This window comes from Actinoplanes sp. NPDC004185, from assembly GCF_053603475.1.
In genome coordinates, this window is the sequence record NZ_JBSGFR010000047.1 from 1 (window position 1) to 15,594 (window position 15,594).

Consider the following 15,594-nt stretch of genomic DNA (forward strand, 5'->3'; position numbering starts at 1 on the left):
TCCAGCGTGACCGGCTTGCATCCCCACACCGACTCTTCGGAGAAGTCACTTCCCGAACCCGCCGACAACAAGCTTAGAACGTCACTCGCGCCAGCGTCTTGACACAGAGAGGAGCCAGAAGAGGGCCGCCCAGAGCCGAAAGCGTCGGTGAACAGGTGTGACAGCCGACGGATGAGCCCGCCCCGGCGTGGTCTGACCCTCGGCAGCTTCTGATCCAGCGGATCATAGGGTCACGCGCAGTGCATTCGGCGTCCGGGCCGGAGCGATACCTTGGAGAAGTGATGACGAACTCGCCAGTCACCGTCACCGTGACCGGTGCGGCCGGTCAGATCGGCTACGCCTTGCTCTTCCGGATCGCCTCGGGGCAGCTGCTGGGTGCGGACACGCCGGTCCGCCTGCGTCTGCTGGAGATCCCGGCGGCCGTACGGGCGGCGGAGGGAACGGCGATGGAGCTCGACGACGCCGCGTTCCCCCTGCTTGCCAGTGTGGATGTGTGGGACGACGCGAAGCACGCGTTCGACGGCGTCAACGTGGCGCTGCTGGTCGGCGCGCGGCCGCGGACCAAGGGGATGGAGCGCGGTGACCTGCTGGAGGCCAACGGCGGGATCTTCGCGCCGCAGGGTGCCGCGATCAACTCCGGCGCCGCCGATGACGTACGCGTGCTGGTCGTCGGTAACCCGGCCAACACCAATGCCCTGATCGCGCGCAGCCACGCGCCTGATGTGCCGGCCGAGCGTTTCACCGCGATGACCCGCCTGGACCATAACCGGGCGAAGGCGCAACTGGCCCGCAAGCTGCGAGTGCCGGTGTCGCAGCTGCGCAAGCTGGCCATCTGGGGCAACCACTCGGCCACCCAGTACCCGGACGTCTTCCACGCCGAGGCCGCCGGCCGTGCGGTGCCCGAGCTGGTCGAGGAGAGCTGGCTGTCCGGCGAGTTCATCCCCCGGGTCGCCAAGCGCGGCGCCGAGATCATCGAGGTCCGGGGCGCTTCCTCGGCGGCTTCCGCGGCCTCCGCGGCCATTGATCACGTGTACGACTGGGTCACCGGCACGGCGGACGGCGACTGGACGTCCGCCGCGGTGCCGTCGGACGGGTCGTACGGCGTACCCGAGGGCCTGGTCTGTTCCTTCCCGGTCGTCGCCCGCGACGGCCGCTACGCGATCGTCCAAGGCTTGGACATCAACGACTTCTCGCGTGGCCGCATCGACGCGTCCGTGCAGGAACTGCGGGAAGAGCGGGAAGCGGTGCAGCGCCTCGGCCTGATCTGACGAACAATCGCGCCGGAACAGCACCGCGGCCTGCACACGCGAACACCGTCACAACCCGGCGGCTTGCAGCTCGACGACGACGGCGAGACCGCCGCCGGGCCGCGGGTCGGCAGTGATCGTGCCGCCGTGGGCGGTCACGATCGACCGGACGATGGACAAGCCCAGGCCGCTGCCCTCGGTCGAGCCGATCCGGTCGGTCAGCCGGCGGAACGGTTCGAACAGGCCCGGGATCTCGTACGCGGCGATGACCGGCCCCGGATTGGTGACGGTGAGCCGCTGACCGGCGCAGGTGATGCGCACCTCGCCCGTGGGCACGTTGTAGGTCATCGCGTTGCGCAGCAGGTTCTGCACCAGGCGTTCCAGCAGGATCGGATCACCGTGCACCGGTGCCGGTTCCAGCGACGCGTGCAGGGTGATGCCGGCGGCTGCCGCCTCGGGCTTGGCCGCGCTCACCAGCCGGTCGGTGACCGCGGCCAGGTCGACCGGTTCGCGGGTCGTCAGGTGCTGTTCCGAGCCCGCCAGCACCAGCAGGCCCTCGATGAGCCGTTCGTGGCGGGCGTTGACGGTGAGCAGGGTCTCGCCGAGCCGGCGGGTCTCGGCGGGCGCGTCGGGGCGGCTCAGGGCGACCTCGATCAGTGTCCGGTTGATGGTCAGCGGGGTGCGCAGTTCGTGCGAGGCGTTGGCCACGAAGCGGCGCTGTGAGCCGAAGGCCGCGTCCAGGCGGGCCAGCATGTCGTCGAAGGTGTCGGCCAGTTGCCGCAGCTCGTCCCTGGGGCCGCTCAGGCCGATGCGTTCGTGCAAGTTGCGGTCGGCGACCCGGCGGGCGGTCGCGGTGATCTGCTGCAGTGGGCGCAGGGTCCGCCCGGCCATCAGCCAGCCCAGCCAGATGCCGATGACCGCCACCCCGGCCAGCGCGCGGCCTCGGTCGTCACCGTCGACGCCGAGGCCGACGACGCCGACTGGGCCCGGCCCGGCGCCAAGGCGTCGGTCACCCTGCCCAACGGCGGCAGGACGCCCGGCACGGTGACCCACGTGGGCGCGAAGGCGACCGCCGACAAGGGCGAGGATCCGACGGTCCCGGTCACGATCAAGCTGCGCGACCCGAAGGCCGGCGGCGGGCTGCGCGAAGCCCCGGTCGAGGTCACCTACACCGGCGAGCAGCGCAAGGACGTGCTGAGCGTGCCGGTCGCGGCGCTGGTCGCGCTGGCCGAGGGCGGGTACGGCCTGCAGATCGTCGAGGGCGGCGCGACCCGCTACCTGCCGGTCCGGGTCGGCATGTTCGCCGACGGCCGCGCCGAGGTCAGCGGGGCCGGGCTCGCCGACGGCATGACCGTGGGGATGCCGGCATGATCCGGATGAGTGAGGTCGGCAAGACCTACCCCGGCGGCGTCGCGGCCCTGAACGCGGTGTCGATGCACGTGGACGCCGGCGAACTGGTCGGCATCGTCGGCCCGTCCGGCTCCGGCAAGTCGACGATGCTGCACCTGCTCGGCGCCCTCGACCGCCCGTCCACCGGCACCGTGAGCATCGACGGCCACGACGTGGCGAGCCTGCCCGACCGGGCCCTGTCGGCGTTGCGCGCCCGCACGATCGGCTTCGTCTTCCAGCAGTTCCACCTGGCGCCGGGTGTCTCGGCCCTCGACAACGTCGCCGACGGCCTGCTCTACACCGGGGTACGCCGCCGCGAGCGCCGCCGCCGAGCCGTGAGCGTCCTGCAACGCGTCGGCCTGGAGCACCGGGCCCACCACCGCCCGCACGAACTCTCCGGCGGCGAACGCCAGCGCGTGGCGATCGCCCGGGCGGTCGTCGGTGACCCGGCGGTGCTGCTGGCCGACGAGCCGACCGGCAACCTCGACTCCGTGGCCAGCGCGAGCGTGCTGGAGCTGCTGCGGTCGCTGCACGCCACCGGCACCACGGTCGTGCTGATCACCCACGACCGGGAGATCGCCGGGGGACTGCCGAGATGCCTGCACATGCGCGACGGCCGGCTGGCGGAGTCATGACCGGCCGTCTGCGTCCCGCCCGGCTGGCCCCCGGCGACGTGCTGCGGGTCGGGGCGGCCGGCCTGCGGACCCGCCCGCTGCGGATCGTGCTGTCCGCGCTCGGGATCGCCATCGGCATCGCCGCGATGCTGGCCGTGGTCGGCATCTCGGCGTCCAGCCGCGCCGACCTGAACCGCACCCTGGACCAGCTCGGCACGAACCTGCTGACGGTCGCCCCGGGGCAGACGATGACCGGCGAGGACGCGAAGCTGCCGGCCGAGTCTCCGGCGATGGTCCGGCGCATCGCCCCCGTCGAGTCGGCCACCGCCACCGGCCGGCTGGCGGCGAAGGTCTACCGCAACGAGTACATCCCGGTGGGGGAGAGCGGCAGCATCGCCGTCCTCGCGGCCCGGCCGGACCTGCTCGGCACGGTCGGCGCCCGGCTGTCCGCGGGTCGCTGGCTCAGCGACGCCGTCGACGGCCCGGCCGTCGTGCTCGGCGCGGCGGCGGCCCGGCGCCTCGGCATCGAAGCGCCCGGCCCGCGGGTGTGGCTGGGCGGGCAATGGTTCAGCGTGGTCGGTGTCCTGGCCGCGGTGCCGCTGGCCCCCGAACTCGACTCGGGCGCCCTGGTCGGCTGGTCGGCCGCCCAGCGGCTGCTCGCCTTCGACGGCTCACCGACCACCGTCTACACCCGCTCGGCGGAGGAGTCGGTGGAACAGGTCCGCCGGGTACTGGCGGCGACGGCCAACCCCGAGGCCCCGAACGAGGTGAAGGTGTCACGGCCCTCCGACGCGCTCGCGGCGGCCCGGGCAGCCGGCAACGCCCTCAACGGCCTGCTGCTGGGCCTGGGCGCGGTGGCCCTGATCGTCGGCGGGGTGGGGGTGGCGAACACCATGGTCATCTCGGTGCTGGAGCGACGGGCGGAGATCGGCCTGCGCCGGGCGCTGGGGGCGACCCGGGGCCAGATCCGGCTGCAGTTCCTGTGCGAGTCGCTGCTGCTGGCCACGCTCGGTGGGGTCGCGGGGGTGGTGATCGGTGCCGCGGTCACGGCGGGCTATGCCGGGTACCGGTCGTGGTCGCCGGTCGTGCCGGGGTGGGCCCTCGCCGGTGGGGTCGCGGCAACGATGCTGGTCGGGATGGTGGCCGGGTGGTATCCGGCAGCCCGGGCGGCGCGGCTGCCGCCGAGTCAGGCGCTGTCGCACTGAGCCGGTCAACCGCCTCCGAGGCAGGGGAGCGGGCCCAGGATGGAGATCTCGTTCGCGCACATGGGAGCACGCGTCGGGGTAGGCGTCGGGCTCACTGTGGCGGCCGGCGCCGGGGAGACCGGGGTGCGGCTCGGCCTGTGCGTTGCCGGTGGTGAGGTTGTCGCACCGGTGGCCGGCCGGGAGGGCTGCCTCGGCGGGCGGGCTGTCCTGGCCGGGCGTGGTGCCGTCGATGTCGTCGGTGGACTGGTGTCAGTCATGGCTGGCTCCGGCTGCGGCTCAGCCGGTGGCGTGGTGCTTGCCGACATCTCCTGGTGCTGAAAAGTGCCTCCGCCGCCGTGCCACCAGTCACGCACTTTCTGATAGATCGGTTCGGCGAACATGGACAACAGAACGGCGATGCCGAGAACAATCAGCAGGAGCCGCCAGCGTCGGCTGAGCGCCCGCAGCAGGATACGCACGTTGCGCAGGCGCAGCTTCCACAACGGTTGGCTGAGGATGGCTGCCGTGGTGCTCGGTGCGTCCTCGCGCGGACCCGGACGCGGCATGGCTCCACCCCCAGGCGATATGTGACGTACTGCCGGAGTGAAGAACGAGCGGTGGACGAAGTGGTTCTGTCGCCGGCCGCTCAGCGCCTGCGCCGGACCCTCCGCCGCCGACGCCCCAGCGATCCTCGTCGGACGTCTCGCAGCAGGGCGTCCTCCGGCAGTTGCGCCCAGTCCTGGCTCGCCATCCGGTCACCGAAGTACGCCTCGGTCAGCTTCCGCAGATGCTCGTGGGAGACCGGTTCGCCGCCACCACCGGTCGAGCGCATCTCGTGCAGGCTCTCGAGGGCCTTCTGCACGATGGCCGTCGCTGCCCGGAAGTGTTCGCCGGCCGGGGTCAGAAACGCGCCGATGGAGGTCCAGCGCCGGAGCCGGCTGTGAACGTCGACCACCAGTTTGGCGTACGTCTCTCGCTCGTCCTCGGTCATCCCCGGTGGTGCGGTGAGGCGGGCGAACCGTTCCACCTGCTCGGCCCGTTCCTGCCGGCGGGTCTGCCGTTGATTGACCCAGATCCCGATCAACAGCACCAGAGGCGTCAGCACCGACAGCCACACCGCCACGGTCATGTCGGGCCCCCACTTGATCAATGTCGCCTAGTACTTTTTGTCGGTATTGCACCCCTCAACGAGTGGTCTTTCCGAAGGGTGCGCCCGTTCGTCCCCCGGTTCGGTGATGGACTGCGCGTAGCGGGTGCCCTTCAATGAGCAACAGCCCGGTGACCTGCGGAACCGGGCCGGCTACCGGCCGTGCGGTCACGTCCGGGCAATCGCACATCCCGGTAATTCCGGATTGAACGGGGATGGTCATCGCCGGCCGGGGTACTCACGCGGCTCGCATCCGAGCCCATCCGGTCCACCCTCGGACCGATCCCCCGACACAGGAACGAGACGCGATGACCGAGCCGTCCGTCCCGGTGAGTCAGGCCCCGCCGGAGCCGCAGTTGTCTCCCGAGGACCTCGAAGCCGGCGACAAGTACGCCGACCTGCACGATCCGGGCCCCGCCGAGCAGTACGCGGGCGAGCCCGTCCCCGACCCGTGGGAGGAGGCCTCCGATGGCGAGCTGGATCCTGGTGCCGTGCCTGGTCAGTCTCCGGAGTGAGTTCAACGCGATGTCGCCCGGCCGGGACAAGTCGAGCGACGGGTCCATCGGCGACACCGCGCACTCGCAGAGCTCGTCGGACCACAACCCGGACGAGACGGGCAGCACCCCGTACGAGGACGCCGATTCCATCAACGAGGTCCACGCCATCGATGTGGACAAGGATCTGCGCAAAGCCGGCTGGACCATGCAGAAGGCGGTGGAGGTCATCGTCATGCGGCACCGCGAGGGTCGCGACAACCGCCTCCAGAACGTGATCTACAACCGCCGGATCTGGTCCCGCTCGTGGGGGTGGACCACCCGCACCTACACCGGGGCCAACGCCCACACCCAGCATGCGCACTTCTCCGCGCGCTACACGACCGCCCAGGAACGCGACACCCGGCCCTGGGGCCTACTGGAAGCCGAGGACGACGACATGGCCACGATCACCCAGTCCGACTTCAACGCCCGCATGGACGCGTGGTGGAACGCCCGGATGAGCCCGAACGCCCGCGACAACCCCCAGCGCACCGCTCTGCGCGTGGCGCCGTGGCAGCAGACCGTGGGCCGCACCGGGCGCACCACGCACGAGGTGCTGTTCTCGGAGATGCTGGGCCTGCTGCGCCAGGTCGCCGAGGAAGACCCGCAGCAGGTGGCGCAGCTGGTGCTGGCCGGGATGGACTACCAGGCCATCGCGGACGCGGTGGTCGGCGCCCTGGCCGACCCGGAGCGCTCCAGCGAGGAGACCGCGGCCGCGCTGCGCACCGCCCTGGGCGACCGCGCGGGGGAGATCGGCCGGCTGCTCGCCGCCTGATCAGGCCGGGTCGCGGGAGCAGGCCCGGTCTTGGGCTCGGCCGGCTGGTCGCTGGCCGGTCGCTGCCTGAGTGGGGTCGGCCGGCTGCCCACTGCCCGAGCCGCCCCGCGTCATGGGTCTCGGCGCGCCGAGATGCCCGCCAGCACCGTCCCCACACAGAGGGCGGCGGCGCTGAGCCCCAGCGACCAGTGGATGCCGACGACCGCGCCGAACAGTCCGACCGTGACGCCGCTGCCGAACCGCAGCCCGTTGGCCGACATCCCGTAGACCCCGATGACCCGGCCGCGGTCGGCCGGCGGGGCGAGCAGCTGCACGAGGGTCTGCCCGATCGACATCGAGGCCAGGTTGGCGACCCCGCCCACGACCAGCAACAACACCGACAGGGGATAGCTGGTCGAGACGGCGAACAGCAGCGTGCTCAGCCCGTAGACGCCCGTACTGACGACGGCTGCGGCCACGGTCGGCCGCAGCCGCCCGGTGGCCTCCAGCAGGATGCCGCCGATCACCCCACCGGCGCCGTTGGCGAAGAGCAGGATCCCGTACGCCGTCCCGGCGCTGCCCGCCCCCAGATCCTGCGCGAAGATCGGCATCGACGATTGCATCGAGGCACCGACGAAGAACGACCCCAGCCCACCCAGAATGATCATGCTGACCAACGTCCGGTTGGCGCTGACCTCCCGGAGCGCCCGCACCGAGTCGACGATCCCCATCCGCCGGCGCGGCGCCCGGTCGTCGCGGGTGTGCCCGGTGAACCTGGTCCGGAACAGGAACAACGTCAGCGGCAGATAGAACGCCACATTGACGAAGATCCCGGCCGCCGGCCCGAGCCCGAGCAGCAACGCGGACCCGACGACCGGCCCGAACAGCACGCCCAGGCTGCGGAACGTGGCATTCAGGCGGACGGCGGAAGGCAACTCGTCGTCGCCCACGAAGTCGTGCAGCATCAGCTGCTCGGCCGGCCCCCACAACGACCCGGCCAGCCCGTGCAGCACCAGCAGCACACACGCCGACCACACCTGGAGGGAATCGGTCAGGAACAGCACGCCCCAGGCCACCGACACGAGAGCGAACAGCGTCTGCGCCGCCTGGATGACCCGCCGGCAGTCGAACCGGTCGGCCAGCCCGCCGAAGTACACGGAGAAGAACAGAAAAGGCAGCCAATGGCTGATGACCTGGAAGCCGGCCAGGGCCGGGGAGTGGAACTTCTCCCAGAGCACCCAGTACGTGATGACGTGCTCGATGTTGTCGGCCATCATCGCGAGCGCCGCCCCGAAAAGATAAGGACGACAGTCCTTGTTCCGGAGAGCGGCAAACTTCCGGGGTACGGCGGCAGCCGCCGGCGCGTGCGAGGGTGTTCCGCAGGCGGCACACATGACAGTCAGACCTCCCAGCGGCAGCCTCCCCGACCCCACCGCCGGCCGCATCGCCGGTGCCGCACCAGGTGACGCGAATTACCCGTCGGTGCCTCGTCCACCTGAGGGCGGACTGACCCCCGCCGGTCAGCCTCCGTCGCGGCGTGGGCCGAGCAGCCGTTCCAGTAGCCGCGGTTCGCCGGGCCAGGCGGCCATCAGCACCTCCCGGGGCACCTGCCGCCCCGCGTACCGCAGGGCCAGCGCCACCACGACGATGTCGTCCAGCGGCCCGATCACCGGGATGAACTCGGGAATCAGATCGATCGGACTGGCCACCCAGATCCCGGCGATGACGATGGCGATCCGAGCCCGCCGCGGCACCCGGGGATCCTTCCGCAACCGCCGCACAGTGGTGACACAGTCCGGGATGAACGCGGCCAGATCCCGCAGAATCCCCGGCGGCAACCGCCGGGCCAGCACCAGCAGCAACGCCCAGCTGGCCACGAGACAGGCCACGGCGACACCGAGCCCGACCATCCAGTCCCGCCAGTTCGTCACCCACCGAACCCTACGGCGTCCCGGTCGCCCCTGAATCCGGGTCCCGCCACGGAGGTGACGATCGGCAGCGGGTCAGTTCGCTGTGGCGGCGGGGCCGGCGCCGGCCTGGTCGAGGCAGCGCCGGAGTCGTTGCAGGTACTGGTCGAACGACTCGTCGGCCGGCCAGGTCTGGTAGGCCGTGGAGACCGCGGCGAAGGCGAGGTTGAGCTGCAGCGTGGCCGTGAGGGGGTCCGTGCCGTCGGTCCGGGTGGCGACCCAGTCGCGCAGGTCGGTGCGGAACTGCTCGCCGAGGTCCTGGGTCGACTGGGCGAGCGCGGGGGACTGCGCTTTGAGCCGGCGTTGCAGGGGCATGCGGTCGGCGAGCCGCTCGTTGAAGCCGATCATGATCGCGGTCAGGGAGTCCCACAGCGGCTCGTCGGCGGGGCGTGCGTGCATGAGCGTGCGCCAGTGGTCGCGCTCCTCCGGGTCCTGGTCGAAGACGACGGCTTCCTTGCTGGCGAAGTAGTTGAAGAACGTCGCGCGGGAGACGTTCGCAGCGGCGGCGATCTGCTCGACGCTGACGGCTTCGTAGCCGCGCTGGTCGAACAGTCGCAGCGCGGCGCCCCGGACAGCTCGCCAGACGGCCAGCTTCTTCTGTTCCCGCAAGCTCATCGTGTCACCCCTTCCCGACGATCATAACGGCGATAGACGCCGTCCATGATTAGACGCAGTCCAAGTTTGGTGTACCGTGGTGACGGCGCAGCCAGTCAGACCGGTTCTGACCAGCGACTTCAGCCGTGGTGCGCCCACGTCAGGAAAGGGAACCCCATGAGCAAGGTCTGGTTCATCACCGGCACATCCCGCGGTTTCGGCCGCCGGTTCGCCGAGTCCGCCCTCGAACGCGGCGACAAGGTCGCCGCCACCGCCCGCACCACCGGCACCCTCGACGACCTGGTCGCCAAGTACGGCGACAACGTCCTGCCCCTCGCCCTGGACGTCACCGACAAGTCCGCCGTCACCGCCGCTGTCACCACCGCCCACGAGAAGTTCGGCCGCCTGGACGTGGTGGTCAACAACGCCGGCTACGGGCTGTTCGGCGCGATCGAGGAGATCAGCGAGCAGCAGCTCCGCGACCAGCTGGAGACCAACCTGTACGGCGCGTTCTTCGTCACCCAGGCGGTGCTGCCGATCCTGCGTGAGCAGGGCAGCGGCCACATCGTCCAGATCTCCACCATCGGTGGTGTCGCCGCGCTCCCGACCCTCGGCGGCTACCACGCCTCCAAGTGGGCGCTCGAAGGCTTCACCGAGTCCCTGGCCCAGGAGGTCGCCGCCTTCGGGATCAAGGTGACGCTGGTCGAGCCGGGCGGATTCGCCACCGACTGGTCCGGCTCGTCGGCCGTGCACGCCGACCCGAACCCGGCCTACCAGCCGCTGCGCGACGCCATGGCCGCCCGCGCGGGCCAGGCCCAGCCGGGCGATCCGGCCGCCGCAGGCCCGGCCCTGCTGCAGATCGTCGATGCGGACAACCCGCCGCTGCGTGTGCTGTTCGGCAGCCAGCCCGTCGAGCTCGTCAAGCACCTCTACGCGCAACGCCTGCAGACCTGGTCCGACTGGGAGCACGTGTCCCACGCCGCGCAGGGCTGACGCCACCGCTCACGCAGGCTCCGCTGTTACGCCTCGCGCGCACCGTTCACCCGGTGCGCGCCACCGCCTGACCGCGGGGTGTCCCGATCCGGGACGGTGGTCGACGACATCCCGCGGCGGCGCGTTATTCGCGGTGCCAGCGCAGAGGACCCGGGTGCAGGCTCCACCAGAGCCGCCGCCACCAGGACCGTTTGGCCCGCAGCGCCTCGGCATACGCCACCGCCTGCTGTCCCGCCCGCTCAGCCTGCTGCCCGTCAGCCGCCCCGGGCGCGAAACCAACCGTATTGACGGCGGCCACAAGCTCGTCCAACGGCGGCATCTCATAGCCCGCGGGCGGCGCGGCCGCCCGCACAGCACTGGACCCGCCACGATCCGGCGCATCCTCCGGCCGCCACCCGACAGACGAGGCCTCCACCGCGACAGCGCCACCCGCTGCCTCCAGCGTGGCCCCCGCCCCGGCGTCGCTTCCTCGCCCAGCGTCGTAGACCGGTCCAGCGTCGTAGACCGGTCCAGCGTCGTAGACCGGCCCGCCGTCGTAGGCCTGCACGCCGTCGTGGGGCCGCCCGGCGTCGTGGGGCCGCCCGGCGTCGTGGGGCCGCCGAGCGTCGTGGGCCGGTCCGGCCCCATCGGCCACGCCGGCCGGCCCCGCTTCGCTGCCGCCCCGACCGGCAACGGCGTCCCGCCGAGCCGACCCGCTCAGACCCAACCCGCCCAGCCCTGCGTCCGATCCACTCCGCCCCACGCCTGACGTTCGCGAATCCGAGCCGGCCGGATCGATTCCGGCGCGCGACCGGCCGAACCGCCGACCCTTCCTCTGCCGCGGCACCGGCGGCAAAGCCGCAAAAGCCGCCGCCTCAGTAGCCGCAAGATGCGCCGGAACCGGCCTCCCCGCCAACCGCAAAGCATCCGTGAACTCCAACCAAGCCCCCGTGATCCGCTGATCCGGAGCCCCCACCCCGAGCCGCCGCTGCCGCAACCCCCGCCGCATCACCACGACAGTCGCCCCAGCCGCGATCAACACCAGCAACACCGACCCCGAAGCCCCGGTGGCAACCAGCACCCCGGACGTCCCACCGCGCCCAGCCACCGGCGCCTGAGCCACCACCGGCGGCGCCGAAGCACTCGGCGCCTCCGACGCCGGGGGCGGCTCAGAAGTCGGCGGCGGTGACGGCTTGGGCGTGAAGTCCTCCTCGACCGGCCGCGGCTGATCACTCTTGGGCGACGGATCGAACGCCACCCACCCCAGCTCGTCGAACAACACTTCCGGCCACGCGACAGCATCACCACCGGTGACCGTGCCCCCGCCCTCGGGCACGTCGAAGCCGACCACCACCCGCGCCGGCAGCCCGGTCAGCCGCGCCAACAGCGCGAACGACGCCGCGAACTGCTCGGAGGTACCGCGTTGCCCGCCCTGGTTCCGCGGCCCGAACAGGAAGAACTGCAGATTCGGGTACGCATGCCCGCTCGGCGAGTCCGCGACCTTGCGGTAGTGCTCGGCCAGGAACTCCTCGATGGCCGCCGCCCGGTCGAACGATCCGGCGTTGCCGTCCGACAGCTGCTCAGCCAGCCGCGAGATCGTGTCAGGAACTCCCGAGCCGACGGTCAGGAAACGCGCCACCACATCACCGGTGGGGGAGCCCGCCGCGGGGAGCAGGTTGAAATCGGGTTCCTGCACCTGCGACGTCACCGTGTACCGCAGCCCCGGCCGCAGTCCCTCCGGGCTGATCAAGGTGCCACTGGCCGGGTCGTACGCGACGCGTACCCCGTCCACGCCGGTCGGCGTCGGGACCACCGGCAGGAGTCGCCCGGTGAGCTCATCCACCGTGATGTCCTGCGTGACCTGCCGCGACGGCACGTCGGGCAGCGCGGCCGCAGCCGGCAGCACCCGCCCGGCGTTGCGGTAGGTGGCGCCGACCCGCCACGTCACCCCGTCGTAGTCGGGCAGCACCGCCAGCCGCAACCGCGTCCGCCCCTTGTCCGCAGGGCCCGGGGCGACCTCGAGCAGCTTCTGTTCCGGGGTCAGCGCCCAGCCGGAGATCCGGTTCAACGGACTCTCGTCCAGGCTGTCCACCTGCGGCGGTTCGACGTACCGCCGAGGGTCGACCGGGGTCGCGGAGACCCGGCCGCCGACCCACGGACCGACCACGACGATCAGCCCGATGAGGACCACCAGCCCGGCGGCCGCCCCGGCCAGCGCACGGCCGCGCACGGCCGCGCGGGTCTTCGCCGGTACGCCGGACAGCGCCGGCCCGCTCGCCGGCCGGGCACTGACCGCCAGCGCGACCGCGACGAGTCCGGCGAACAGCACCGTCGGCCACCCGGCCGTCCCCGCATTCGGGCCGACAACATAGAGCGCGCCCCCGTAGAGCGCAGCCGCCGGCACACACCCGAGCAGCACCCGCCCGGACCGCACCGCCACCTCGGCCCCGGCCAGCCCGGCCAGCCACGCCGCGACCACCGGCACGACCACGGTGTCCGGCGTCGACTCCACCGGAATCATGGCGGTGAGTAGCCGCGGAATCCCGTTGATCAGCGCATCGATGACGATCTTACCGAGCGGTTCGGTCATCTCGGCCCGGTTCGCGGCCACCCGCAACGCCGCGAGCGTGTATCCGGCGAGCAGCACCACCGACATCGGCGCGATCGTCCACGACGGCAGCCGCCGCGCCGCCACACTGAGCCCGACGGACCCGAGCGCCGCCCCTGCGACGAGCTGCACCAGCAACGCGTCGGCATAGATCCGCCCGAGCACCACCCCGGAAAGCCCGATCAAAATCACGAGAGCCACGGGTACGACCGCAGCCCGCACCCACCTCACCATCGGAGCACCCCGTCCGAGGCGTCCACGGCCCGTCGTTCCCCCGTTGTCACCATCCGCGCACTCCCGTCCGCGGAGGTCGCGGCTCGTTGCCACGTCATCGCGTCCCGCGCCGCGGCCCCTTCCACCGGCGTCACCATCCCCGCACCCCGTCCCAGGCGCCGGCGAACTGGACGCCGTCCTCGGCCTCGATGACGATGAGCCCACCACCGGCCGACACCGGCGCAGCGTCGCGATCACCGAACAACCCGGCGATAACGACGGGATACGCCCCGCGCAACGCGGTCACCGCACCCAAATCGACCCGCCCACCCGGTCCCGTCAGATAGACCAGCGTGTCCCCGAGCCGGTTCTGCCGCAGACTGCGCAACGTCTGGCTCAGATCACCGGCTCGCAGCTCGGCCTCGGTGAGCACATCCAGGAACGGCCCCTCGGCGATCCCCGACACCAGGTGCAACGCAACCGGCAGATCCTCGCGCACCGCGGCCGCCACAATCGAAGCCGCGGCCTCACAGCAGGACTCGAACGAGTCGGCAGTCCCGTCACGAACGTCGGGATGCGCCCCGGCCCGATCGTCGAGCAGCACAATGATCGTCGGCTCACTGGTGTCGAGCTGCTCGCGCACCATGAGCTCACCGACCTTGGCCGAACTGCGCCAGTGCACCCGCCGCAGCTCGTCCCCGATGACGTACTCCCGCAACGAATCGAACGTGATGCTGCCCTGTGGCACCTTGTCGATCCGCCCGTCCAGGCTGCGCGCCATCCCGGCCGGAACGGCCCGCAGCAGATGAATCCGCGGATGCACCCACACACTGGTGACGCCGCCATAGGTCCGCGACAACGTCATGAGCCCGAGCGGGTCGGTCCGGGTCACCCGCAGAGGCCCGACCGGCACCACGCCCCGCCGCTGAGTAGGAACGGGATACTGCACGGTGGTGTCCCGCCCGGGCCGCAACCGCAGCAGGGGAACGGGCACACTCGCCGAACCACACCGGTCGGCGGCAACGAGGTTCGCGGCCCGCAGCTTGCTGGTGTTGTGCACGGTCAAGGTCATGGTGGCCGGCTCCCCGCGAGCCACCCGGTCGGGGCTGGCCACCCGATCGACACCAAGCCCCGGCCGCCACACGGCGAACACGACCCCACACAGCACCGCGACAGCAGCGGCGGTGCCCAGCAGCGCCAGATCCGGATACCCGAACCGGAACCCGGCACCAAGCAGAGCCAGCGCGGCAACAAGAACGCCGGCCCCGCGCGCGGTAACACCACCGAGCCGCCTCATGCCGACGCCGCCGCTACCGACGCGCACCGGCAGCCGCTACCGTCGCGCCGACCCGCCCTGCGCTCAGTGCAGGCGCTCATGCACCGACGCGCTGATTGTCCGGCAGCGGCACCGGCACCGACCGCACCGCGTCCTCCAGCACCTCAGCCGCCGTGACCCCGCGCAACTGAGCATCCGGCGACAACAACACCCGATGCGCGAACACCGGCCCGATCAGCGCCTTGAAATCCTCCGGCAGCACATACCCCCGCCCGTTGATCAGCGCATAAGCCGACGCCGCCCGGGTCAGCGCGATCACCCCACGCGGACTCACCCCGACCCGGACCTGCGGATGGTCGCGGGTCGCGGCGGCCAGACGCACCGCGTACGTATACAGCGGGTCAGCGATGTGCACCCGCAACGCCATCCGCACCATCTCGCCGACGGTGGCCGTGTCGGTGACCGGCTCCAGCGCGTCAGGGGAGCGCATCGCGGCCCCGCGCAGCACCTCGACCTCGACGTCCTCGGCGGGATACCCGACCGACAGCTTGACCAGGAACCGGTCGAGCTGAGCCTCGGGAAGCCGGTAGGTGCCGTCCATCTCGACCGGGTTCTGCGTGGCCACCACCAGGAACGGCTGCGGCACCGGATGCGGCACGCCGTCGACGGTGACCCGGCGCTCCTCCATGACCTCCAGCAATGCCGACTGGGTCTTGGGCGAGGCGCGGTTGATCTCGTCGGCGATGACGATGTTGGCGAACACCGGGCCGGGGTGGAACTCGAACCCGCGACTGGCCTGGTTGAAGATCGTCACGCCGGAGACGTCGGATGGCAGCAGGTCGGGCGTGAACTGGATGCGCCGCCACTGACCGCGCACGGCCGCGGCGATGGCCCGGGCCAGCGTGGTCTTGCCGACGCCGGGCACATCCTCGAGCAGCACGTGCCCCTGGGCGAAGAACGCCGTGAGTGCGAGCCGGACGACCTCGGGCTTGCCCAGCACGACCGTGCCGATGCGGTCGGCGAGCTGCGCCGCGACGGCGGCGAAGCCCTGGATGTGCTGGGGCGGCAGGGGTTCGTTGCTCACAGGGCTTCC

The 15,594-nt window shown here is 71.6% G+C and carries 16 protein-coding genes; 8 read left to right on the plus strand and 8 right to left on the minus strand.

The annotated features are described in order from the left end of the window. Positions 1-281 precede the first annotated feature (281 nt). Positions 282-1,268: a malate dehydrogenase gene (locus ACWEOZ_RS35275; protein ID WP_451914999.1), complete on the plus strand. Its 987-nt coding sequence runs from the start codon at positions 282-284 to the stop codon at positions 1,266-1,268. A gap of 48 nt (positions 1,269-1,316) precedes the next feature. Here the strand turns inward: ACWEOZ_RS35275 and ACWEOZ_RS35280 are convergent, their stop codons facing one another. Next, the gene (locus ACWEOZ_RS35280) at positions 1,317-2,138 is read right to left on the minus strand and encodes a sensor histidine kinase (protein ID WP_451915048.1); all 822 of its coding nucleotides are present in this window, start codon (positions 2,136-2,138) and stop codon (positions 1,317-1,319) included. On the opposite strand from ACWEOZ_RS35280, the gene ACWEOZ_RS35285 reads away from it, so the two are divergent. From ACWEOZ_RS35285 to ACWEOZ_RS35300, 4 genes are read left to right on the plus strand one after another with little or no spacing between them, the layout of a single operon-like run. Then, positions 2,064-2,618, plus strand: coding sequence for a hypothetical protein (locus tag ACWEOZ_RS35285; protein WP_451915057.1), 555 nt, complete (start codon positions 2,064-2,066; stop codon positions 2,616-2,618). The genes ACWEOZ_RS35280 and ACWEOZ_RS35285 overlap by 75 nt on opposite strands. Further along, positions 2,615-3,271, plus strand: coding sequence for an ABC transporter ATP-binding protein (locus ACWEOZ_RS35290; RefSeq protein WP_451915000.1), 657 nt, complete (start codon positions 2,615-2,617; stop codon positions 3,269-3,271). The genes ACWEOZ_RS35285 and ACWEOZ_RS35290 overlap by 4 nt, the downstream gene beginning before the upstream one ends. After that, entirely contained in the window at positions 3,268-4,455 is a 1,188-nt protein-coding gene (locus tag ACWEOZ_RS35295) for an ABC transporter permease (RefSeq protein ID WP_451915001.1), read from the plus strand. The genes ACWEOZ_RS35290 and ACWEOZ_RS35295 overlap by 4 nt, the downstream gene beginning before the upstream one ends. Before the next feature lie 39 nt (positions 4,456-4,494). Continuing rightward, complete coding sequence (locus ACWEOZ_RS35300; RefSeq protein ID WP_451915002.1) at positions 4,495-4,773, plus strand: hypothetical protein; 279 nt, start codon at positions 4,495-4,497, stop codon at positions 4,771-4,773. A 307-nt stretch (positions 4,774-5,080) separates the two neighbouring features. On the opposite strand, the gene ACWEOZ_RS35305 is transcribed toward ACWEOZ_RS35300, so the two are convergent. Further along, on the minus strand, positions 5,081-5,563 hold the full coding sequence (locus ACWEOZ_RS35305; RefSeq protein WP_451915003.1) for a hypothetical protein: 483 nt from the start codon (positions 5,561-5,563) through the stop codon (positions 5,081-5,083). Positions 5,564-5,889: 326 nt separating this feature from the next. On the opposite strand from ACWEOZ_RS35305, the gene ACWEOZ_RS35310 reads away from it, so the two are divergent. After that, complete coding sequence (locus ACWEOZ_RS35310; RefSeq protein WP_451915004.1) at positions 5,890-6,096, plus strand: hypothetical protein; 207 nt, start codon at positions 5,890-5,892, stop codon at positions 6,094-6,096. Beyond that, the gene (locus ACWEOZ_RS35315) at positions 6,050-6,892 is read left to right on the plus strand and encodes a hypothetical protein (RefSeq protein WP_451915005.1); all 843 of its coding nucleotides are present in this window, start codon (positions 6,050-6,052) and stop codon (positions 6,890-6,892) included. The genes ACWEOZ_RS35310 and ACWEOZ_RS35315 overlap by 47 nt, the downstream gene beginning before the upstream one ends. 110 nt (positions 6,893-7,002) lie before the next feature. Here the strand turns inward: ACWEOZ_RS35315 and ACWEOZ_RS35320 are convergent, their stop codons facing one another. The 3 genes from ACWEOZ_RS35320 to ACWEOZ_RS35330 form a co-directional block, all read right to left on the minus strand. Further along, on the minus strand, positions 7,003-8,316 hold the full coding sequence (locus tag ACWEOZ_RS35320; RefSeq protein WP_451915006.1) for an MFS transporter: 1,314 nt from the start codon (positions 8,314-8,316) through the stop codon (positions 7,003-7,005). Between the two features lie 75 nt (positions 8,317-8,391). Beyond that, complete coding sequence (locus ACWEOZ_RS35325) at positions 8,392-8,781, minus strand: YkvA family protein (protein ID WP_451915049.1); 390 nt, start codon at positions 8,779-8,781, stop codon at positions 8,392-8,394. 93 nt (positions 8,782-8,874) lie between these two features. Further along, complete coding sequence (locus tag ACWEOZ_RS35330; RefSeq protein ID WP_451915007.1) at positions 8,875-9,453, minus strand: TetR/AcrR family transcriptional regulator; 579 nt, start codon at positions 9,451-9,453, stop codon at positions 8,875-8,877. A 156-nt stretch (positions 9,454-9,609) separates the two neighbouring features. Here ACWEOZ_RS35330 and ACWEOZ_RS35335 point away from each other — a divergent pair, with 156 nt between their 5' ends. Beyond that, positions 9,610-10,425, plus strand: coding sequence for an SDR family oxidoreductase (locus ACWEOZ_RS35335; RefSeq protein ID WP_451915008.1), 816 nt, complete (start codon positions 9,610-9,612; stop codon positions 10,423-10,425). Positions 10,426-10,549: 124 nt separating this feature from the next. Here the strand turns inward: ACWEOZ_RS35335 and ACWEOZ_RS35340 are convergent, their stop codons facing one another. The 3 genes from ACWEOZ_RS35340 to ACWEOZ_RS35350 form a co-directional block, all read right to left on the minus strand. Then, entirely contained in the window at positions 10,550-13,213 is a 2,664-nt protein-coding gene (locus ACWEOZ_RS35340) for a DUF3488 and transglutaminase-like domain-containing protein (RefSeq protein ID WP_451915009.1), read from the minus strand. 163 nt (positions 13,214-13,376) lie between these two features. After that, on the minus strand, positions 13,377-14,522 hold the full coding sequence (locus ACWEOZ_RS35345) for a DUF58 domain-containing protein (RefSeq protein WP_451915050.1): 1,146 nt from the start codon (positions 14,520-14,522) through the stop codon (positions 13,377-13,379). Positions 14,523-14,598: 76 nt separating this feature from the next. Then, the gene (locus tag ACWEOZ_RS35350; RefSeq protein WP_451915010.1) at positions 14,599-15,585 is read right to left on the minus strand and encodes an AAA family ATPase; all 987 of its coding nucleotides are present in this window, start codon (positions 15,583-15,585) and stop codon (positions 14,599-14,601) included. Between the last annotated feature and the right edge of the window lie 9 nt (positions 15,586-15,594).